The sequence below is a fragment of the Arthrobacter sp. Y3221159 genome (assembly GCF_059089885.1).
This window is the reverse complement of sequence record NZ_JBNHFC010000017.1, coordinates 76892-95822: the sequence shown is the minus strand read 5'-3', so window position 1 is coordinate 95822 and position 18931 is coordinate 76892. Positions and strand designations below refer to the sequence as shown.

21 protein-coding genes and 1 pseudogene are annotated in these 18931 nt (G+C 65.4%); 7 read left to right on the top strand and 15 right to left on the bottom strand.

Going from position 1 to position 18931, the window contains the following annotated elements; translation table 11 throughout:
• Positions 1 to 189 precede the first annotated feature (189 nt).
• The 5 genes from AC5RT3_RS16710 to AC5RT3_RS16690 form a co-directional block, all read right to left on the bottom strand.
• The gene (locus AC5RT3_RS16710; protein ID WP_494053107.1) at positions 190 to 1710 is read right to left on the bottom strand and encodes a glycoside hydrolase family 32 protein; all 1521 of its coding nucleotides are present in this window, start codon (positions 1708 to 1710) and stop codon (positions 190 to 192) included.
• Positions 1711 to 1713: 3 nt separating this feature from the next.
• Complete coding sequence (locus tag AC5RT3_RS16705; RefSeq protein ID WP_494009330.1) at positions 1714 to 2592, bottom strand: carbohydrate ABC transporter permease; 879 nt, start codon at positions 2590 to 2592, stop codon at positions 1714 to 1716.
• Between the two features lies 1 nt (position 2593).
• Complete coding sequence (locus tag AC5RT3_RS16700) at positions 2594 to 3568, bottom strand: carbohydrate ABC transporter permease (RefSeq protein WP_494124696.1); 975 nt, start codon at positions 3566 to 3568, stop codon at positions 2594 to 2596.
• Between the two features lie 73 nt (positions 3569 to 3641).
• The gene (locus AC5RT3_RS16695) at positions 3642 to 4934 is read right to left on the bottom strand and encodes an ABC transporter substrate-binding protein (protein WP_494053109.1); all 1293 of its coding nucleotides are present in this window, start codon (positions 4932 to 4934) and stop codon (positions 3642 to 3644) included.
• Between the two features lie 143 nt (positions 4935 to 5077).
• A complete protein-coding gene (locus tag AC5RT3_RS16690; protein ID WP_494124695.1) occupies positions 5078 to 6100 on the bottom strand; it encodes a LacI family DNA-binding transcriptional regulator in 1023 nt (340 codons plus the stop codon).
• Between the two features lie 215 nt (positions 6101 to 6315).
• On the opposite strand from AC5RT3_RS16690, the gene AC5RT3_RS16685 reads away from it, so the two are divergent.
• Positions 6316 to 6588 carry a hypothetical protein gene (locus AC5RT3_RS16685; protein ID WP_494009326.1) on the top strand — a complete coding sequence of 91 codons (273 nt, stop codon included), beginning with the start codon at positions 6316 to 6318 and terminating at the stop codon, positions 6586 to 6588.
• Between the two features lie 16 nt (positions 6589 to 6604).
• Here the strand turns inward: AC5RT3_RS16685 and AC5RT3_RS16680 are convergent, their stop codons facing one another.
• The 3 genes from AC5RT3_RS16680 to AC5RT3_RS16670 all read right to left on the bottom strand — a co-directional run bounded on the left by AC5RT3_RS16680 (position 6605) and on the right by AC5RT3_RS16670 (position 8914).
• Positions 6605 to 7504, bottom strand: a complete 900-nt coding sequence (locus AC5RT3_RS16680; protein ID WP_494124694.1) for an HNH endonuclease — start codon at positions 7502 to 7504, stop codon at positions 6605 to 6607.
• A gap of 6 nt (positions 7505 to 7510) precedes the next feature.
• On the bottom strand, positions 7511 to 8374 hold the full coding sequence (locus AC5RT3_RS16675) for a universal stress protein (protein ID WP_494124693.1): 864 nt from the start codon (positions 8372 to 8374) through the stop codon (positions 7511 to 7513).
• A 273-nt stretch (positions 8375 to 8647) separates the two neighbouring features.
• Positions 8648 to 8914, bottom strand: a complete 267-nt coding sequence (locus AC5RT3_RS16670; protein WP_494053113.1) for a YegP family protein — start codon at positions 8912 to 8914, stop codon at positions 8648 to 8650.
• A 199-nt stretch (positions 8915 to 9113) separates the two neighbouring features.
• Between AC5RT3_RS16670 and AC5RT3_RS16665 the strand changes: the two genes are divergently transcribed.
• Positions 9114 to 9311: a hypothetical protein gene (locus AC5RT3_RS16665; protein WP_494124692.1), complete on the top strand. Its 198-nt coding sequence runs from the start codon at positions 9114 to 9116 to the stop codon at positions 9309 to 9311.
• Positions 9312 to 9444: 133 nt separating this feature from the next.
• Here AC5RT3_RS16665 and AC5RT3_RS16660 read toward each other — a convergent pair whose 3' ends face one another.
• Positions 9445 to 9732, bottom strand: a complete 288-nt coding sequence (locus AC5RT3_RS16660) for a DUF5655 domain-containing protein (RefSeq protein ID WP_494053114.1) — start codon at positions 9730 to 9732, stop codon at positions 9445 to 9447.
• Between the two features lie 34 nt (positions 9733 to 9766).
• Positions 9767 to 10633: a universal stress protein gene (locus tag AC5RT3_RS16655; protein ID WP_494124691.1), complete on the bottom strand. Its 867-nt coding sequence runs from the start codon at positions 10631 to 10633 to the stop codon at positions 9767 to 9769.
• A gap of 251 nt (positions 10634 to 10884) precedes the next feature.
• Here AC5RT3_RS16655 and AC5RT3_RS16650 point away from each other — a divergent pair, with 251 nt between their 5' ends.
• The gene (locus AC5RT3_RS16650) at positions 10885 to 12588 is read left to right on the top strand and encodes a GAF domain-containing sensor histidine kinase (RefSeq protein WP_494124690.1); all 1704 of its coding nucleotides are present in this window, start codon (positions 10885 to 10887) and stop codon (positions 12586 to 12588) included.
• 3 nt (positions 12589 to 12591) lie between these two features.
• On the opposite strand, the gene AC5RT3_RS16645 is transcribed toward AC5RT3_RS16650, so the two are convergent.
• Positions 12592 to 13215, bottom strand: coding sequence for a response regulator (locus tag AC5RT3_RS16645; RefSeq protein WP_494124689.1), 624 nt, complete (start codon positions 13213 to 13215; stop codon positions 12592 to 12594).
• Between the two features lie 321 nt (positions 13216 to 13536).
• Between AC5RT3_RS16645 and AC5RT3_RS16640 the strand changes: the two genes are divergently transcribed.
• On the top strand, positions 13537 to 14016 hold the full coding sequence (locus tag AC5RT3_RS16640; RefSeq protein ID WP_494124688.1) for a universal stress protein: 480 nt from the start codon (positions 13537 to 13539) through the stop codon (positions 14014 to 14016).
• 118 nt (positions 14017 to 14134) lie between these two features.
• Here AC5RT3_RS16640 and AC5RT3_RS16635 read toward each other — a convergent pair whose 3' ends face one another.
• The 4 genes and pseudogenes from AC5RT3_RS16635 to AC5RT3_RS16620 form a co-directional block, all read right to left on the bottom strand.
• Entirely contained in the window at positions 14135 to 15139 is a 1005-nt protein-coding gene (locus AC5RT3_RS16635; RefSeq protein ID WP_494124687.1) for a polysaccharide deacetylase family protein, read from the bottom strand.
• An 11-nt stretch (positions 15140 to 15150) separates the two neighbouring features.
• Entirely contained in the window at positions 15151 to 15609 is a 459-nt protein-coding gene (locus AC5RT3_RS16630; protein WP_494124686.1) for a universal stress protein, read from the bottom strand.
• A pseudogene (locus AC5RT3_RS16625) lies at positions 15606 to 17076 on the bottom strand (DUF4389 domain-containing protein). Before AC5RT3_RS16625 ends, AC5RT3_RS16630 begins: the two are co-directional and overlap by 4 nt.
• Entirely contained in the window at positions 17073 to 17357 is a 285-nt protein-coding gene (locus AC5RT3_RS16620; RefSeq protein WP_494124685.1) for a hypothetical protein, read from the bottom strand. Before AC5RT3_RS16620 ends, AC5RT3_RS16625 begins: the two are co-directional and overlap by 4 nt.
• Before the next feature lie 406 nt (positions 17358 to 17763).
• On the opposite strand from AC5RT3_RS16620, the gene AC5RT3_RS16615 reads away from it, so the two are divergent.
• The 3 genes from AC5RT3_RS16615 to AC5RT3_RS16605 all read left to right on the top strand — a co-directional run bounded on the left by AC5RT3_RS16615 (position 17764) and on the right by AC5RT3_RS16605 (position 18927).
• The gene (locus tag AC5RT3_RS16615; protein ID WP_494124684.1) at positions 17764 to 17976 is read left to right on the top strand and encodes a hypothetical protein; all 213 of its coding nucleotides are present in this window, start codon (positions 17764 to 17766) and stop codon (positions 17974 to 17976) included.
• An 18-nt stretch (positions 17977 to 17994) separates the two neighbouring features.
• Positions 17995 to 18393: a hypothetical protein gene (locus AC5RT3_RS16610; RefSeq protein WP_494053124.1), complete on the top strand. Its 399-nt coding sequence runs from the start codon at positions 17995 to 17997 to the stop codon at positions 18391 to 18393.
• 105 nt (positions 18394 to 18498) lie between these two features.
• Positions 18499 to 18927, top strand: a complete 429-nt coding sequence (locus tag AC5RT3_RS16605) for a hypothetical protein (protein WP_494124683.1) — start codon at positions 18499 to 18501, stop codon at positions 18925 to 18927.
• Positions 18928 to 18931: the final 4 nt, after the last annotated feature.

Below are 18931 nucleotides of genomic sequence, written 5' to 3'. Positions count from 1 at the left end.
GGTTCCCCCGGCGTGAATGCAAATGATGAAACTGGCCCGCGGCAATGACACCGCGGTGCGCCTAGCCCCCGGCACCTGGATACGCCCTTTGAGGATAACCCCGACTGGCAGAAAGTGAGTGTCCGGATTCACATTTTGAACCAATCCCGCGGGTTCCGCGCGGGCTCCAGGGTCCGGGTCCCGGGGCATTCAGTGTCCGACGACGTCGAGCGCCACGAGCTGCGCGCCCTCACCTTCCGCGAAGAGCGCCATCCCGGTGGATTCCTCAGCGGGGAACACCAGGTCCGTGATGGTGGCGACCCCGTCCTGGGCGAAGACCTCAACGGAGCACCGGTCAAGGAACACCCGCAGGCGCAGGCGGCCTTCCCGCAGCGGCACGGCCACGGCCTCTACTGAGGGGAAGGCTTCGTGGAAACCGGTAATTCCTGACTCCCTCCGGTCCAGGCGCAGTATGCCTTGCCCGGTGTCATAGGTGAGAAGCGTCCGCCCGGCATCGCCTGCGTGAAGGACCAGGCCCACTGCCGCGGCGCTGCCCGGACGGAATTCGGCATCGATGCGCGCTACCGCCGCGGCCACGGGAAGCTCCGCCACTCCCGGCGGCAAAGGCCCCGGACCAAGCCGGAAGCCCTGGCCATCCGTCTCGCCGGAGAAACCGATGGCTTCCTGCCGAAGCACCACCCTGCCGTCCACCCGGGTGAGCGTGACCTCCCGCGGCAGTGACATGGCACTGCGCCAGTCTCCGGTGGGCGTGGAACCGGCGTAGTCCCAGTTGTTCATCCAGCCGATCATGATTCGGCGGCCGTCCGGCATGTTGCTGAACGAGACGGCGGCGTAGTAGTCCCGTCCCCAGTCCAGCCAGCCGTACTCGCGCATGCGCGAGTCGTCCTTCTGGAGCCCCTCGGTGACGGTCGACCCTGACCGGAACGCCACGCCGTCGAACTCTCCCACGAAGTACTGTCCTGCCGAACCGCCGGCGATGCCTCCCGGGTTGATGTTCACGACGAGGACCCACCGGGTGTCCCGCGGGTTTCCGTCCACCGGCAGCTCGAACAGGTCCGGGCATTCCCAGACCCCGCCGGTGGCGTTGGCGGGGCCGAAAGTGCTCAGGTACTCCCAGGACTTGAGGTCGGCGGATTTGTACAGCACCACCTGCCGCTGCACCGCTTCGACGGCGACCATCACCCAGTAACTTCCGCCGCCGCCGTCGTACCAAAAGACCTTGGGGTCGCGGAAGTCCGCCGAGGCGCGGTCCAGGACGGGATTGCCCTGGTGCTTCGTCCAGGTTCGGCCCTCGTCCAGGCTGTAGGCGAGGGACTGGGCCTGCCGCCCGGCCAGCGGGGAGGCCTCACTGTACGCGCTGGTGTAGATGGCAACCAGCGGAGGTGTGTCCGTCGTGCCGAAGCCGCTGGTGTTGTGCTCGTCGAACACGGCCGAGCCGGAGAAGATGGCTTCCTGGTCATCGCAGGGGATGGCCACCGGTTGTTCGTCCCAGTGGAGCAGGTCACGGGACGTGGCATGGCCCCAGGACATGTTGCCCCAGTCCGTGCCGAGGGGGTTGTGCTGGTAGAAGAGGTGGTAGGTGCCGTTGAGGTACACCAGCCCGTTTGGATCATTGAGCCAGTTCCGCGCTGCGGAGTAATGCCACTGGGGGCGGAACCGGTCAATGAGGGACGCTGCCGGCGCGCCGGCCGCCGTCGAAAGTGAAGCCATGGTTCAGCCCTTCACGCCGCTGGAGGCGATGCTGTTGACGAATGAACGCTGGAAGGCGATGAAGAGCACCACCACCGGAACGGTGATCAGGGAGGCGTATGCCATCACTTCGCCCCAGGAAACGTTCAGCTGGAAGAAGTACTGGATGCCGATCATCACGGGCCGCAGCTCCTCGGACTGGACCACCATGAGGGGCCAGAGGTAGGAGTTCCACGCCGGCAGGAAGGTCAGGATCGCCACTGTGGCGGTGGCGGGGCCTGCCAGCGGCATAACCACCTGGCGGTAGATCTTGAACCAGCCGGCCCCGTCGATCCGTGCGGCTTCGTCCAGTTCCTTGGGGATGGACTCGAAGTACTGGTGGAACAGGTAGATGGAGAAGGCGTTGGCGATGAACGGAATGATCTGGACCTGGTAGGTGTCCAGCCAGCCCTTGGAGAACTCAAGGCTGAAGCCGTTCAGCTCGAAGTAGGGTAGCTGGTTGACCCACCACACCAGCGGCAGTGCCAGGGTCTGGAAGGGGACGATCAGGGTGGCCAGGATCGCGGTGAACACGATCTTCTTGCCCCTGACCTGCATACGGGACAGGGCGAAGGCGCAGAGGCTGTTGACGAAGATGCCCAGGATCACGGTGACGGCGGAGACGCCCACCGAGTTGAGCAGGAAGCGGGCCGCGGGGACACGGTCGAAGACCGCTGCGTAGTTGTCGAAGGAGATGTTGCCCACCGGAAGGAACGCTGCCAGCGAGGACATATCACCGAAGATCTGCTGGTCCGGCTTGAGCGAGGACACCAGCATGAAGACGATGGGGAACGCGGCCACGACGGCGAAGAGGATGCGCACCAGCATGGTGCCGGCGTTTTTCAGGAGCAGTTGGTTTTTCATGTCAGTCTTTCTCCCGGGTGAGGTGGCGCTGCACCGCGGAGACGATCAGGACGAGGACGAAGAACACCAGCGAGATGGCGGAGGCGTAGGACGTCTCCTGCTGCCGGTAGCCGGACTGGACGGCCTCGTAAATGATGGTGGTGGTCGAGTCCATGGGTCCGCCCTGGGTCATCACGCTGATCTGGTCGAAGAGGCCGAGGGCCTGGATGGTGATGGTGACCAGGACAAGGCTGCGGGTATGGAACAGGCCGGGCCAGGTGACGTAGCGGAACTGCTGCCACCGGCTGGTGCCGTCCAGCTGCGACGCCTCGTACAGCTCCCCGGAGATGCCCTGCAGCCCGGCAAGCCAGATGATCATGTGGAACCCGGCGGCCTGCCAGATGGACAGGATGATGATGGCGGGCATCGCTGTATTCGGATCCCCGAGCCAGTCCGGGCCGTTGATCAGGCCGAAGCTGACTGCGGACAGGATCTCGTTGACCAGGCCGTCCTTGCGGTACATGAACAGCCACAGCAGCGAGACCACCACCATGGACGTGACCACGGGCAGGAAGTACACGGTGCGGAAGAAATTCACGCCGCGGAACTTCTTGTTGATCAGCAGCGCCATCACCAGGGCCAGGCCGGACTGCACCGGAACGATGACCACGGTGAAGTAGGCGACGTTGAGCAGGGCGCGGTAGAACGTGGGGTCCGAGAAGAGCCTGGCGAAGTTGTCCAGGCCCACGAATTCGACCGGACGCGGCGAGATGAGCCGGGCGTTGGTGAAGGCCAGCCCGAACCCGAGGATGGCCGGGATGAAGATGAAGGCCAGGAGCAGCAGCGCCGCCGGGGCGATCATGCCCCAGCCGCTGAGCTGCTCGCGGCGGAAGCCGGGCCGGCGGTGGGTCCTGCGGGGCTTTACGTCAGCGTTCGACGGCGGCAGTGCGGCGCCGTGGGCGGCAGGGCGCGGGCGGGTGGGAAGGTCAGTTGCCATGAGGGATCTTTCGTAGGTCGGGCTGCGGGAGGACTGCGGCGTTGTTTGGCCGGAAGTCCTCCCGCGGCTCCGGCTAGTTCTTGTAGCCGCCGTTGGACTTGATGTTGGCGTCGATCGCCTTCACGGCGTTATCCAGCGTGGACTTGGCGTCCGCACCGTTCAGGATGTCCTGGACGGCCTTGCCGTACTCGGTGGCAATGAAGGGGTAGGCGGGCGTTTCGGGACGCATCACGGCGTACTCCCGGGAGAAGTCCATGAAGATCCGGTTTGCACCGCCCTCGGCGAAGCTGGGGATCTGCGCTGCCGCCTCTTCGCTGGCCGGAATGGCGCCGGTGGCCTTCGCCACCGCGGCGATGTTCTCCGGCTTCAGCGAGTAGGAGAGGTAGTCCATGGCGGCCTCGGCGTTGCTGCAGCCGCTGGTCACGCCCCACTGCCAGGAGGCGCCGCCGATCTTGGGGCCCTCGCCCAGGTCCACCGGCGGCATCACCACCAGGTCGTCGCCGAGTGCGGCCCTGGCTTTGTCCCCGGCCCACGAGCCCGTATAGACGATGGCACTCTTGTTGTTCAGGAAGTCCTGGGTGGAATCCTTGCCGCTCTTCTTTGCCATGAAGCCCTGGTCGGCCAGGCCCCGGAACCACTCGGCCCACTGAACGGCCTTGTCCCCGTTGAGCTCGCCCTCGGCGCTTTGGAAGCCGTCCCTGTTCACGAGGTCGCCGCCAAAGGACTGCAGGAAGGGGGAGTAGGCGTAGGGGAGCCATTCACCGGTGCCGGCGGTGCCCAGGTCCAGCGGGTGTTCCCACTTGCCCAGCGCCTTGAGCTTGGTCAGGGCTTCCTGGAACTCCTCCTTGGTCCAGGGCTGCTCCATGGTGGCAACGCGGACGCCGGCAGCCTCCAGGTCCGAGGCCCGGGCCATCATGGCCAGGGCGACGTCGTAGTAGCCCACCGCGTAGGGCTTTCCGTCCCACTCGGCCACGGTGCTGGGAAGCTGGCTCGAAAGGTCTGCATCCAGCTCCAGGGGTGCGAGGTACCCGGCCCAAGCCCAGTTGGGCACGTTGGGGCCGTCGATATCCACGATGCAGGGCAGGTTCCCGGCAGCTGCCGCCGAAACCACGGAATCGTTGTAAGAGTCCTGCGGGAAGGCCTGGACCTTGATCTTTACCTTGTCCTGGCTGCCGTTGTAGGAGTCAACGATCTTCTGGACTGCGGCCAGTTCGTCGGGATTGCCGGCATTGTGGGTCCACAGGGCAATCTCGCCGGAGCCCTCGGATGAGGAGGAGGCGCTGCCTTTGCCGCAGCCTGCGAGGGTGGCGGTGAGGGCTGCGGCAGCTATGCTGGTCGCCAGGATCTTGGTGAACTTCGTGTTCATGGGTCAGTCTTTCTGCTTGGACAGGAGGGATTGATGAGGGTCCTGCAGGGAACGCGGCCGCTGCAACGGCTGCGTTCCCGTTTTGTTGGGGCAAGGGTGGTGTTATCGGGGTGCGGCCGCCGCTTTGGCAGCCGCTGGCAGGGTCAGCCCCGGGGAGGGGCGACAGAATCCCGCACCACGAGCGGGCAGCTGCTGGACTCGTGGGCGCGGGGAGTTTCGGGATTTTCCAGTTCGGCAAGCAGCTGGAGGACGGCCCACCGGCCCATCTCGTAGTGGGGGAGCGCCACGGTGGACAGCCCCGGCCACAGGCCGTCGGCGATGAGTTCAAGGTTGTCGACGCCGACCACCGACAGGTCGGCAGGGATTTTCAGGCCAAGGTGGCCGGCCGCCTGGTAGGCGCCCATCGCCATCTGGTCGTTGAAGCAGAACAGCGCTGTAGGCCGTTCCGCTCCGGACAGCAGGCGGAGTGCAGCCTCCCTGCCTCCTGCGGTACTGGGATGGGCGGACACCAGCTGGCCGGGTCCAAGTCCAAGTCCATGACGTTCCAGCCCCGCCCGGAAGCCTGCCAGGCGTCCGTGGGCGGCGGGGATATCGTCCTCGTTGTTGATCATGGCGATCCTGCGGTGTCCTGCCTCCGCCAGGAGTCCGGCGGCCGATTCGCCGGCACCGAACTCGTCCGGCACCACCGAGGACAGCGAGGGGTTGTCCGTGGTGGCATCAAGGACGATGGTGGGCATGCCCTGGAGCTCTTCGGGGACGGACACCAGCTGGTTGTACATGCGGGCGTAGATGATCCCGTCCACCTGGTGCTGTTTCAGGGCCCGGATCTCGTGCCTTTCAAGTTCATTGTCGAGTCCGGAGTTCACCACCATCAGAAGGTGCCCGTGCTCCGAGGCGGCATCCTGCGCACCCTGGATCATGGCGCCCGCGAAAGGGGTGGTGGTGATCTCGTCGCTGACCAGCCCTAGGATCTGGGAGCGCTGGTTCCGCAGCCCGCTGGCCAGACGGTTGGGGGCGTAGCCGAGATCGCCGGCTACTGCCTTGATGTGCTCCACCGTGCGGGCATTGACCCGGGAGCTGTGCGTTTCGCTCAGGGCATGCGACACCGTGGTAACAGAGACGCCGGCAGCCTTTGCCACGTCCCGTATGTTCACCTTCGTCGCCATTGACTCTTCCTTTGCAAAACGTTTTGTATGTTGCCTGCATCACTATATGCAAAACGTTTTGCACCCGTCAAGGGCACTGCATCCTGATTAAGGCTTCCGGTCGCGGCAAGACTTTTGATCAGCACGCCGGGCTGAAGCTCTGGATCAGGATGGCCGCCGGGTCTACATTGGTTCTTGTCTTATCCAGCAGGCCCGACACCTATGCAGGAGTGACCATGAGCCCCGCACCAAAACAACCAATCACCGATGACAGCATCCAGGTCCGCCAGGTTAACCACTACCAATTCAGCTGGGTGGCCGGAGATGCGGGAAAGCCTGGCACCTGGACCCTCCAGTTGGTCCTTGACCAAGGGGCGTGGGAGGAAGTGCTCACCCTTGACGCCGAGGATGCCGAGGTCCTCCAGAACCTCTTGAAACGCTCCGGAACGGTCTACTACGACGTCCGCCGGCGGACCCTGATGTTCGGGACAACGCCGGCCGGGCAGTAGCGGGGGCAGTAGGCTCTTAGTCCGCCTGCCCGTCCAGGAGGCGCCGGGCGTTCTCCTGCGCCTCCAGCGCCTGCTCGGTCACCACTTCGCCCCGCAGGTGGCCTGCTGCGGAGAGGATGTTCCGCAGTTCCTGGACCGTGCGCGGCGTACGGACGCCCCGGTGCACCATGGCGTGGCAGTTGGCGCAGAGCGGCACAAGGTCTGTGATGGGATCCAGCTCATAGCCGGCCCCCACTTGGGACGCCGGCACTGTGTGGTGCACGTGGATAAACCCATTGCCCACGTCCGCATAGGAGGCTTCAAAGGAGAAGCCGCAGGCGGCGCAAGCCGTTCCGTGGAAGGCCAGGCACACGCGGCGTGCGTCGTCGTCGCGCTCGTATCGGTTGACGCCCACGGTGGCGGCTGCCTCTGGGGGATAGGCGCCGGGAACAACGTCGAAGGGGTCCACTGCCTCTGGTCCCTGCTCCCGCCAGAGCCGTCGAAGGCTGTGGTCCGCCCGCGTGGGGACGGACAGGAGGGCGGAGTTTGCTGCGTCGGCCCAGTGGATGTCAGGGACTTCCGTAGTCAAGGTGGCCAAAGAAATCTGGTCGCCCAATGGCAACAGGGCGTCGAAGGCCACGCCCATGGATCGGCTGGCGGCAGCGCCTTCCGTGCCACCGCCCGCCTCCGCGGTTCCGGAGACCACAACACCGTGCCCTATCAGGCCGCTGCCCGCGCCGCTGCTTCCGTGGAAGAGCAGCCACGCCTCGGTACCCGGCCGAATGCTCCGGCTGGAACCAACTTCCCAGCGGTCAAGGATGCGTCCCGACCGAAGGACCTGTTCGACGGCGGCAGGGTAGTTCCAGCGGTTCCAGTGCCTGGCGCTCCAGACCAGGATTACCCCGGCCAGGTCCACTCCGTGCTCGATTCCTGCCATGCGCGGTCACTCCGCCGGTCCGCGGCGGGAGATGAGGACCGGGCCCCGTGCGTGGTGAAGGACCGCGTGCGCCGTTGAACCGATCGTCTCCCGAAGGAACCCGCGTCCCTGCGTTCCCACCACCAGCATCCTCGCCTGGGCAGAGGCTTTGAGGACGGCGTGCGGTATTGACGTATCAGCCAGAACCGCGCCGTCAACAGGAATACCGGGTGCCAGGGCCCGGGCGCGGGTCAGGGCGGCGCCTAGGACTTTTTCGGCTGCCTCATCCGCGGCAAGTGCGTTATACGGATCCGCCTGCCGGTGCCCGGCAGGCGTGTGCCGGACGTGGACCACCATGAGTCCTGCCCGTGACGCTGACGCCATGGCACAGGCATCTTCAAGCGCCGTGGGGGACCCTGATGCGTCGACGGCCACGACGACGGGCCCGGCAGGGTGGATATCGGAGCGGATGACGGCAACCGGGCAGCCGGCTGTGGCGGCCAGTTCGAGGCTCACCGATCCCACCAGCAGGCCAAGGAACCCGCCCAGGCCCCGGCTGCCTACGGCAACCATCCGCTGGCCGGCAGAAAGCTGGGCCAGGTGGGATGCGGGCAGCCCGTGCAACAGCGTCCCCTCAACGTCCAGCCCGGGTACGGCCGCCCTGGCTTTGTCTATTCCTTCCTCAAGGATTGCCTGTGAGGAGCGCTCGAGTCCGCTGTCAGCAATGCCGGGGACCGGGCCCAGATTCTTCGTCAACAGGGGCCAAATGGAGCAATGCACCACGTGCAGGGGGCAACCCCGCAGGTCCGCCTGGTGCGCTGCCCAGTGGACTGCTGCCACAGCTTCAGCCGACCCGTCATAGCCGGCAACGATGGCGCCGTTCTCCTGCATCGCTCCCTCATTCCTGGTCCGGGGACCTTAGGCACTGGAAGGGCCTCCGGGGAAGTTCCATCCTGATGTGGTGGGGCACTGCCTATCCCGCTTATCTAAGCAGGCACGGCAAGCCGGGGGAAGCAAGCATGTAGTCCTTCCACCACGGACACCAGGACGTTGGTTGCCGGTCTGGACGAGTCCCTGTCGGTGACGCCTCGGCCGTGACCAGGCCTTGGACGCGGAGGACCTGGGCCCTTTGGGGCTGGATCTACCGTCATGGCCGCCGGGCCTTCAGGCTGCACCGAGGGAACCCGGGGCGCCTACCGCTGGCGAGCGGACCTGCAGGCCCGGGCGTGCTGCGCCGGCGAGGACAAGGGTAGGAGCAAGATCGCGGATCAAACCGGTGCCGGCGCATTCACGGACATCCTTGATGGCAGCCGCAGCGCGGTACTTGTCCGCGTACTGTCCGGACACGGCCAGGACGCTGCCGTCCGGCGCCACAAGCCTGAACCTGATCCGCGAGTCCTCATCGGCAAACAGTTCGAACCTTCCAGCCATAAGTTTGCTCTCCCTCAAGCATTCTGTCTCCGGGCCACTCCGGAGTACGTGGGCACACCGGCATCCGGTGCGGCTGCCCGGACACAACACCCCAGCCATGGTGCATCTTCGGGCTTCCCTCAACCGTGCCAGAGGACGGGACCCCGTATTAGGGACTAAAGTCCCGCAGTGCCCATTCCCGGTGCCATTTACTGGGCACATGAGTGAGCGAAAAAACACATGGCACGTCCGGCATAAGGAGGACGTGCAATCCAAAGCTGAAATCGAACGGCTGATGGCAGTCAGCGACGAGCAAATGGAGCTGCTGAACGAGCTACTTACCATGCTGTTGCGGGCCGAAGCGCTCGCGGACTGGTCCGACGGCGGCCCCGCCCGTGACACGCCGCCGGGGACATAGGACACGGCTACTGCCGTTGGGCCCGGCTTGCGGCGGTCCCACCGGCTCAGACGGCCGCAGCATACGTCTCGCGCATCCACTCCTGCACCTCACCATCGAGGGCCCTGCTGTCCATGAGTTCCAGGTGGTGCGTTCAGACGCCGGGGGAAGGGTGGGCCACTTCCTTGAAGCGTGGGGATACGTCATGCCGCGGAAGGGGAATCGAAAGGACCAGTGGAATATTTGACGTGACATACCTGCCCGGCCGCCACAGGTAGGCGAAGCCGCGGCGCCGGCGGAATGAAATCTGGCTCTTGCTGACCCTCACATCCATCGGCCCGAGGCTGGACGGCATGCGTTCCGCCGCCTCATAGATTGCCTTGGCAGAGGGGGAGCCTTCCAGGAAGCGGGCAACCGTCCAGATATCGTCGCGGGGTTCCATTGCCTCACCCCTGCTGCTTTGGCCGTTATGCGGTTTATTTCTTGTGCTCGGATTTCCGCAGGTGCGTGATGATGGTGGCGCAGGGCGGCCGGGTCAGCACGGCATGGGCGGTGGATCCCAGAAGGAGCCGTCCGAAGCTGCCCCTGCCCCGGCTGCCCAGCACCAGGAGCCTGGCGTTTGAGCCGGCCTGAATCAGGGCATCCGCCGGTTCCAGAACGGTTTCCAGAACGCCATGCACCACGATGTCCGGGTACTGCTGCCTGAGCCCCGCCACAGTTTCGGACAGGACAACCTGTTCCTCCTCAAGGACATGGGCGGCGAACCTGCTGGAGGGGAGGCCTGCCTTGATCCAGCGGTTGGGGCCGGTGAAAGCGTAGAGGACTGTTAGTTCCTCGCCCAGCGCGTCCGCCTCGGCCGCGGCGAATGCCACCGCCTGGGTGGACTCCTGGGACCCGTCGACGCCGACCACGACGCCGCGTCCGTTGTCCTGCCCGGGACCAATTACCGCAACCGGCGACTCCGCCACGGCCGCGGCCTGCAGCGCCCTGTCCGTCACTGCGCCGTGTACGTGCCCGCTGGAACCCAGGACCAGCATCGACGCGTTTTTTGAGTAGTCGCCCAGGGATGAACCAATGGCCCCTTCGAGCAGTTCGAGTGAAACCTGCAGCCCCGGCTCCATTTCCTGGACGCGCTCCCCGACTTCCTTGAGCTGGTCACGGCCCGACTGGCGCAGGACGTCGACGTAGGGGAGGGCTTCCCCCACCATCCAACTGTCATCCAGGACATGCAGGAGAACCAAGGGAACTTTGTGCTTTTTCGCCCGAGCAGCCGCCCAAGCCACAGCAGCGTTGGAGGCCGAAGATTCAGTAATGCCGACGGCGATGGGCTTGCCTGTTTCCATGGCCGTAGCTTAGGTCCCGGAACCGTTCCGGGATAGGGAAGAAAGTCCCGCGGAATAAACCCGTCTATCAGCGCCTTCCGGCAGTGGCCCGACGGCCTGTTTCCGGCCGTTACCTGATCTTCTACACTGGTGCCATATTTCCCTTCCTGCCACGGGAGGGACAATTCTTCCCGGCGCGGCGCCGCACGCTCCACCGGTCTGTTGATGGGGACGATCTGCAATGAGGCAGGCTGTCACCAGGAGGTGTGGACATGAGCAGTGACCGGCCCTGGCAGTCCCCGATCAAGGAACGAGCGGAAGACCTTCTCCGCGAGTTCCTCGCCCGTGCAGATGAGCTGCTGGACACCCAGGAACGGATCAATAGCCTGCTCGGGGCGGTGGTGGCGCTCGCGGAGGACCTCAGCTTGGAAGCTGTGCTGGATCGCGTGGTCCAGTCCGCCTGCGTGCTGGTCGGCGCCAGGTACGGCGCACTGGGAGTCATCGGAGAAGACCGCAAGCTGAGCCACTTCATCACGGTGGGGATTGACGAGGAGGGCACCAGGTCCATCGGGGACCTGCCCACGGGCCACGGTGTCCTGGGGCTCCTGATCCGCGAGCCAACGCCGCTGCGGCTGCACGACCTGGGCCAGCATCCGATAGCATCCGGCTTTCCACCGAACCACCCTCCAATGAAGACTTTCCTGGGGGTCCCTGTACGGGTCAGGGACGAAGTTTTTGGAAACCTCTACCTCACGGAGAAGAACGGTGGCCAGGATTTCACACCTGAGGATGAAGACCTTGCGGTCGCTTTGGCAGCAGCCGCCGGTGTAGCGATCCAGAACGCACGCCTCTTCGAAGACAGCAAGCGCCGCCAGAAGTGGCTTGAAGCAGGAATGGAGCTCAGCACCCGCCTCATCATGACTTCCCACACGGCGGACGACGCAGCCCTGGAGCATGTCCTGGAAACCGCTTTGGAAGTTTCCGGTTCCTCCCTTGCGGTAGTCGCCGGCCCGGCTGGTGACGGTGTTCTAAGGTGCCGCGCTTCGCTTGGCACCCAGAGCCTCCAGGCGGGCCAGGAACTCAAGGCTTCCGAGATGGTTGCCAAAGTCCTCGAAACAGGTGAGTCGGCGGTGGCACGGGACCCCCAGGAGTTCTTTGGTGAGGAGGTCACGGAAAAGCTGGGACCCGTCCTCGTCTGCGCGCTTGGCCACAGAGGCAGCGCTAACGGCGCCCTGTTGCTTGCCCGTCCGAAGGGATCATCGGTGTACGCGCAGTCAGACATCGACTCGAGCGCCCTGTTCGGGAGCAGGATTGGCCTGGCACTCGACCTGGCACGGGTCAATGCCCTCCGCGAACAGAACCTGCTGTTCACTGACAGGGAACGCATCGCCCGGGACCTGCACGACCTCGTGATCCAGCGCCTTTTCGCGGCCGGCCTGAGCATCCAGAGCCTGCGGCGCTACACCCTCGATCCGGTGGCCAACGACCGCATTGCAGCGGTCACCTCCGAACTGGACGACACTATCCGGAAATTGCGGGACACCATTTACTCCCTCCGGACAGGCGAGGAGGAACGGGAGCCCCTGACCGGCCGGATCCTGCGGGTCGTTCGGGACAACTCTCGCAGCTACCCTGTAGACCCCACTGTGTCCCTCAACGGGCCGGTGGATTCGGTGCGGGAGGATCTGGCGGCGCATCTGCTGCCCGTCCTCACGGAGGGCCTGAGCAACGCGTTGAGGCACTCCGGGGCCGGCGCGATCAACGTTGCTGTGACCGTCACGGCGGACCAGGTCCAGCTTGTCATAAGCGACAACGGCCAGGGTTTCGAGGAGCCGGGAAAGACAAGCGGCCTGGCGAATATGCGGCACCGGGCCGAGCTGCTGGGCGGCACCTGTTCCATTGACAGTGCACCCGGCGAGGGCACCCGGGTAACGGTGTGTCTCCCGCAAATGACCGCACGTATGCCGCGGGATTAACGCTCAGGACGCGTCCGGTACGTTCCGGGTGACATAGACGGCCGCCTGGGTCCGCCGTTCAAAGCCCAGCTTCGCGAGGATCGAGGAGACGTAGTTCTTCACGGTCTTTTCCGCCAGGAACAGGTCATCGCCTATCTGCCGGTTCGTCAGGCCCTGGCCGATCAGGGCCAGGACTTTCTTCTCCTGCGCGCTGAGGGCCTCCAGCCGCGGGTCTGTCGGCGCATGGGACAGTCCTGCCATCACCCGCTGCTCCACCCCCGGTTCAAAGAGGAACTCACCTGCCGCAGCCCTGCGGATTCCGTTAAGGAGGTCATCACTCCTGATCTGCTTGAGGATGTAGCCCGATGCCCCGGCAAGGACCGCGCCCCGGAGTGCCTGCTCGTCGTCGTAGCTTGTCAGGATGAGGCAGCGCAGGCGGGGGTCGAGGGAACGCACGTCACGGCATACCTCGATGCCGGTGCCGTCCGGAAGGCGTCCGTCCAAAATTGCGATGTCCGGGTGCAGCGCGGGTATCCGGCGCGTGGCCTCGGCAGCCGAACCGCTTTCGCCGACCACAAGGAAACCCTCGCCTTCGAGCAGATCCTTGAGTCCCTGCCTGACGAGTTCGTGGTCATCGAGGATGAACACCCGAACCGGTCCTTGGGGCTCCGGACTGTTTCCCGGTCCTGTCTCTTCCCTTTGCACGCCGCACTCCCAAATTCTTCCGGCCCCCAGCCTGCACCTTTCGTGTGGGGCAGCCCTCCGGAAGGGGGCTGATCCCATTCTTTCCTGCTCCGTCATCCTCTGGAAGGGACCAAAGTCCGGTCTCATTCAGCGCCCTCTGACAATGCCGTACCCTGGCCAGTCCGGACGCATGGGCCACGTGGCCCGCGGTGACCTTCGGCCCTACCCCCGCAAGCCTGTCGTCGGCCACTCTGGGGGAGAGGCGTCACAAAGGATGGGAAGCTGATGACTGCAACCGAGGGGACCCCCAGGATTATTGCCGGAGTGGACGGATCCGAGGCCTCCGTGGAGGCGCTGCGCGTTGCGGCCACGCTGGCGGAACCGCTTGGTGCCACGGTGGAAGCGTGGGCATGCTGGGATGTCCCGGCCGGGTACGGGGTGTATCTGGCGGTAGGGATTGAAGGTTTCAAATACGCCGCCGAACAGGTGTTGCAGCAGGCCCTCACGGATGCCTTTGGTGACAAGCGGCCGGCCACTGTCCGGCCACGGCTGGTGCGTGGCAAACCCGGCCCCCTGCTGATTGACGGGAGCCGGAGCGCCTTGCTCCTCGTTGTCGGACGGCGCGGGCACGGCGGCTTCGTGCCTGGGTCGGTAAGCACCGCGTGTGTGAGCCATGCGCACTGTCCCGTCCTGGTTGTCCACGCCCCGGAGGCGGCGAGGGCTCAGGGGGCGGCAAAGCAAGCCGGGGCCGATGCCTCTCAGTGACGGCCGGCGTCGTGCCCGTGTCCGTGGCGGGCGGCCTCTCCCGTCAACTCGTGGAGTCCCTCCACCGCTTCGGCCAGCGACCGCCCGGATGATGCGGCGATGAAGGAGGGCGAAGATCCTACTGCGCAAGTAAAGCGTCGAGGGTGGCAAAGCCGTAACCTGCGGAGCTGATCCGGTCGATCACCTGCGGCAGGGCGTCGGCATCGAGGGTGCTGCCATCGTCCGGGTTGGAGCCGATGTGCATGAGGACAATTTCGCCCGGCTGCAGCGCAGCCATGACCCGGTCGGAGACAGTCTGGGCGCTGATGCCCCCGCTGGTCCCCTTCCAACCAAGTGTGTCCACCGACCATCGGACGGCGGTGTAGCCAAGGTCGTTGACCACGGCGATGGTCCGCCCATCCCGTTCCCCCAAAGGAAAGCGGAACAACGGCCTCGGGTCGGCGCCGGCGGCCAGGATGGCTTCCTCAGCCCCGCGGACCTGCTCCACGATCTGGGCATCGCTGAGCCCGGTAAAACCCGGGTGGGTCATGGAGTGGTTGCCCACGCGGTGCCCTGCTGAGACGATCTGCCGGACTCCGTCCGGATTGTTCGCGGCCCAGTTTCCGGTGAGGAAGAATGTTCCGGCCACTCCTTTGGCTGACAGCGTCGACAGGATCTTCGGCAGGCCTTCCGCGTTGGCGCCGGCGTCAAAGGTCAGCGCCACGACGCGACCGCCGCCGGGGATAGCTGTCAGGTCCTGGTTGCGCAGCCCGGCAGGCAACGGGTCCTGCGGCGGAACGGTGTCCGGGGCGGGTGGCGTAGTAGCGGGTACGGGAGGCACGGTGACCGGCGGCTGCACCGGAGTCTGTCCTGCCTCCGGGGTCTCGGTCCTGGTTGGCCCGGGGTGCGACGGCGTGGCAGACGGGCTGGACGGCGTGGGGAAGGCGGTGCCGCTGGCGGCCGCGCCCGTCGGTGACGGTCCGGCCGGGGGCTGGGGGCTCCCCGCGGGGCGCTGGAGCAGGACGGCCAGGACGACGGCGACGAGCACCAAGGCGGCCGCGATCCCGATGGCGGCCGCCCGCCGTCGTCCATTCCCCGGCAGCGGATCCGTCGGCCCGCTGCCGGTCGTATCCGGCCTGCTCACGGCAAACTCCTTTAGGAGTTGATTTGATCTGCCTCGGGCGTGTGGACCACCAACACCGGGCAATGGGCATGGGACACGAGGGCCGAACTGACGGATCCGAGCAGCATGCCCCCGAAACCTCCGTGGCCCCGCCGTCCAACCACCACCATGTCCGCGTCCCGGCTGGCTTCGATCAGGGACTCGCGCGGGTGCCCCCGGACCAGGCTCACAACGATGTTCGACGGCGTCTCCGGGCCGAATGCTGTTGTCACCGCCTCGTCAAGGATCTGCCCGGCGCGTTCTTGGAAGCCTTCGATGCCCATCATGACGTAGCCGGCGTACACCTGGGGATAGTCCCAGTAGGCAGTGGCGAGGACCTTGGCGCCCAGGGGCAGCGCCAGGCGCTGGGCCTGCCGGAGCGCCTCGACGGACGGCTCTGACCCGTCGACGCCCACGAGAATCCGGGCAAATGGTGTTTCCGCTGTGCTCATTTCAGCTCCTCAGGTGGCGGCGGTGGTCCCTCGTATTTTGTCGCGGCGGTTGCCGGAGGGGTAGGGCCGAAGGTCCGCATGGCGTCCACGGGTCCCTGGTCGAGCCGGAAGGGAGGGTATTCATCACGCATCAGGGCCGTGTAGGCCATGACGCGGTAGATCCAGCGGTTGATGCCGAGTATCAGGTCGAACAGCGGGCGCTGGTAGCGGCCGGTGAAGAGCAAGGCCACCACTGCCACCAGGACCAGGATTCCCAGCAGGGACAAGCCGGTACCCCGTTCATAGGTGGTTCCGAGGTCTTCGCTTTCTGCCTGCCAGGTCCAGGTGGTGCCGGCGAGGGCGGCAACGATCAGCAGGTGCGGAATGGACAGGAGCCACCACTTAACGAGCACGAGGCCGCGGGAGAGCCTTTCGGGGTAGTCCACCTCGAAGTCCGCCGGGTAGGCGGTGCGTGCCAGGGTAAAGGGCGGGTAGAGGTCGGTGCCTGCTGCGGCGTAGGCGTAGAACGCAACCCTCCAGTTCCAGCGCATGACGCCGACGTTGAAGTCGAACAGGGCCCGCGGGTAGCGGCCAGTGAACAGGATGGCGAACCCTGCCACGATGGTGGTCACGAGGAACGCGAACCACAGGAAGACCAGGACGATGAAGTGCGGAATGGCCAGGAACCACTTCACCAGCCACATGGCCCGTGACAAGGCGGGATCCAGCTCCCCCACCAGCCTCGCTGGGTACGGAGCCCGGTCGTCCGGTTCGCCATGGTGCACTGGCAGCTGCGGTCCGCGGGACTGTGAGCCGGCATGGCGCCCCAGTCCCACCGCTCCCAAAACCAGCAGGGGGATGCCGACGGCGAGCGCGACAGCGCCTGCCACCAGCAGGCCGCTGGCGGCAGGCCGGAACAGATCGGAGCGGAAACCTGCCTGCACGCGGGCATCGATGCCCGGGCCGGCGTCGGCATTCATGATGACGATCGCCCAGCTCCCGGCAGCCAAGTCCCAGGTCAGCTCCTGTTCACCGGAGCCTGCAACGGATGCGTTCCAGAATTGTTGCTCCCGGGGAGGTACCGGCGTGCCGGTGCCGGGAATGTCACGGTATTCAGCCCGGAAGGGCCGGCTGTCCACCTCAAGCAGCTCGGAATGGTGCACGCCGGACAGGTAGCGCTCTACATCTGCCTGGGGAGCAATCCCAATGAAGATCTCCTTGCTTGCATCAACGGATGTTGCACGCAGCCTAAGCGTGCCGACGTCGAAAGGCAGCCGGGGTGGAACGTCCTCGCCCAGGGCATCAAGCCCGGGCGAGGTGAGGGCATGGGAACCGACGGAGAGCCGTGCAGTGCCGGACGTGAGGTATCCGTCGCCTTGGACGGACCCCACCACCGAGGCCACTGCTCCTGCGGCCAAAATGGTGGCGCCGACGATCGAGACAAGGATGCCGAAAAACGAGAAGGATGACTGCACCGGTCTTCTTCATGGTGCTGTCCCCGCCACGGCAACCGGAACTTTTGCAGTAGCCGCAACCCGGAGTGCCCTGTCGGCCAGGACGCAACCAAGGTGTGTGCTTCCCGATCCCATAACCATCGTGGACGCCTTGCCCGAATACTTGGCGAGCGCGGCCGCCCAACGGTCATCAACGACGTGGAGGACCGCCAGCGGGACATCCGCCGCTTGGGCACGTCGGGCTGCCCACAGGACGGCTGCCCGGCTTTGCACCAAGTCGTTGATTTCGACGGCGACTAGTTCATGGATTGTCATGGCCGTGCTTCCTCGTGTTTTGCCGCGCTGGATACGGTCAACCCTTCCGCCCGGTGGCGGCGTTTTATAGGGCCAAAGGTCACACGGGGCAGAGGCTGCCAGTCGGGGGCATGGAAGGGACCCGGTGGGTACTTCCACCCCGGGAGGCCGCCGGGTACTCTGGGATGACCGTTAGGAAGTATGCGGCCCGGATGCATTGGGTGAATTACCCCAGCCCCTCGGAGGGATGCCTGGCAGGCGCTCGAACCCGCACCACCTCTCGGATCCACGTTTACGCTCAGGGCGCTTTAAGTGCCCGGGACCGGCATTCCTGCCCCGGAATCAAGTGCGCCCTTCCCGTCTGGCGTTTTCCCGTCCAAACGGCTCGCGGCTCCCTCAATTTTTCGACAACTCAAGAGGAGTCCCCATGGACCCTGGGACAGTTATGGCGCTTGTGGGCGGCTATATCGCTGCCGCAATCGGCGTATTCCTGCTGTACTCGCCGGTCCTCGTCCTGGTGGTAGGCCTGCTGTTGGTCGCAGGGCTGCTGCAGCTGCTGGCGTGGCCTTTCCTTGTCCTGTTCCGCAAATTGCGCAGGAAGCCGGAACCGCCCTCGGACGGATCCTGGCTGCTGCACTGATCCAGCAGGAGGAGCATCATGACGGCTCCACAGCCGGAAGTTGAAGCTTTCTTCGACCGGTATGCCGCCTCACTGTTGGCCCGTGACGAAACCGCGATGTCCCGGCTTTACGCCGTTCCCTCGCTCATCGTCTTTCCCGGCCAGCTGCTCGCCGTGACCGACGCCCGCCAGACTGAGCAGTTTTTTGCCTCTGCCTGGCCGCAGTACGAAGGCGTCAACCACATCGAGAAGCATGTGGCAGTGTTGGCCCAGGCGCCAGGGAGTGTCTGGGCCGATGTCACATGGTTCTCCGGCGGCAGGGCCCGTGAGCGGTTCTGCTACCAGCTCGTGGAGGGGGCCGGCGGCTACCAGGTGGCTGTGCTGACGCCCATGGCGGTGGACGACGGTCAGGCGGAACCTGCAGCTCCGAAAGCATAGGCCGGCAGCACAAGTGGTGGGAGCGGGCAGTGCGTGGTTCACATCCCGGCCTTTTCGTCAGTATGCTTACTATTGTTCGCCGGAGTTCAAGAGAAAGGCATCACCATGACTGAACAGAACCTCCCCGATGACAACCTTGAGGTGGTTGAGGAGAACGATGTGCTCCTTGATGAGACTCCCGGCGCCGCCGCGTCCCTGGAACTGGATCCCGTCAAGGGTCCGGACAGCTACCCCGGCGCGGCGGAGGACAACCCGGACCGCTGGCAGGAGGATCCGCTTCTCCAGGGAGAGGCTGTTTCGGGTGAAGAGGAGGATTTCCTGAGTGATCAGACGCTGCGCGACGAGACGGCGGAAGCCAGGTACAACGCTGGGGATGAGCAGGTGCCGCCGGATGCGCCCACCCTCGGTGAAGCCGTGGCGGACGTGGACTTCGGTGAGAACCCGACGGGCCTCGAAGCTGAAGCAAGTGACGACACCGAGAACTTCGGTGGGTCGCCGCTCAGCGAATTCGACCCCGAGGACCTGGAGCGCTGACATC

Bases quoted from the DNA above. Each gene is read 5' to 3' on its own strand.
- AC5RT3_RS16655 (WP_494124691.1), bottom strand. From the start codon at position 10,633: ATGGAAACAGGCAAGCCCATCGCCGTCGGCATTACTGAATCTTCGGCC.
- AC5RT3_RS16700 (WP_494124696.1), bottom strand. From the start codon at position 3,568: ATGGCAACTGACCTTCCCACCCGCCCGCGCCCTGCCGCCCACGGCGCC.
- AC5RT3_RS16640 (WP_494124688.1), top strand. From the start codon at position 13,537: ATGACTGCAACCGAGGGGACCCCCAGGATTATTGCCGGAGTGGACGGA.
- AC5RT3_RS16615 (WP_494124684.1), top strand. From the start codon at position 17,764: ATGGACCCTGGGACAGTTATGGCGCTTGTGGGCGGCTATATCGCTGCC.
- AC5RT3_RS16710 (WP_494053107.1), bottom strand. From the start codon at position 1,710: ATGGCTTCACTTTCGACGGCGGCCGGCGCGCCGGCAGCGTCCCTCATT.
- AC5RT3_RS16610 (WP_494053124.1), top strand. From the start codon at position 17,995: ATGACGGCTCCACAGCCGGAAGTTGAAGCTTTCTTCGACCGGTATGCC.
- AC5RT3_RS16605 (WP_494124683.1), top strand. From the start codon at position 18,499: ATGACTGAACAGAACCTCCCCGATGACAACCTTGAGGTGGTTGAGGAG.
- AC5RT3_RS16630 (WP_494124686.1), bottom strand. From the start codon at position 15,609: ATGAGCACAGCGGAAACACCATTTGCCCGGATTCTCGTGGGCGTCGAC.
- AC5RT3_RS16690 (WP_494124695.1), bottom strand. From the start codon at position 6,100: ATGGCGACGAAGGTGAACATACGGGACGTGGCAAAGGCTGCCGGCGTC.
- AC5RT3_RS16665 (WP_494124692.1), top strand. From the start codon at position 9,114: ATGAGTGAGCGAAAAAACACATGGCACGTCCGGCATAAGGAGGACGTG.
- AC5RT3_RS16680 (WP_494124694.1), bottom strand. From the start codon at position 7,504: ATGGCAGGAATCGAGCACGGAGTGGACCTGGCCGGGGTAATCCTGGTC.
- AC5RT3_RS16685 (WP_494009326.1), top strand. From the start codon at position 6,316: ATGAGCCCCGCACCAAAACAACCAATCACCGATGACAGCATCCAGGTC.
- AC5RT3_RS16705 (WP_494009330.1), bottom strand. From the start codon at position 2,592: ATGAAAAACCAACTGCTCCTGAAAAACGCCGGCACCATGCTGGTGCGC.
- AC5RT3_RS16620 (WP_494124685.1), bottom strand. From the start codon at position 17,357: ATGACAATCCATGAACTAGTCGCCGTCGAAATCAACGACTTGGTGCAA.
- AC5RT3_RS16670 (WP_494053113.1), bottom strand. From the start codon at position 8,914: ATGGCTGGAAGGTTCGAACTGTTTGCCGATGAGGACTCGCGGATCAGG.
- AC5RT3_RS16695 (WP_494053109.1), bottom strand. From the start codon at position 4,934: ATGAACACGAAGTTCACCAAGATCCTGGCGACCAGCATAGCTGCCGCA.
- AC5RT3_RS16650 (WP_494124690.1), top strand. From the start codon at position 10,885: ATGAGCAGTGACCGGCCCTGGCAGTCCCCGATCAAGGAACGAGCGGAA.
- AC5RT3_RS16660 (WP_494053114.1), bottom strand. From the start codon at position 9,732: ATGGAACCCCGCGACGATATCTGGACGGTTGCCCGCTTCCTGGAAGGC.
- AC5RT3_RS16675 (WP_494124693.1), bottom strand. From the start codon at position 8,374: ATGCAGGAGAACGGCGCCATCGTTGCCGGCTATGACGGGTCGGCTGAA.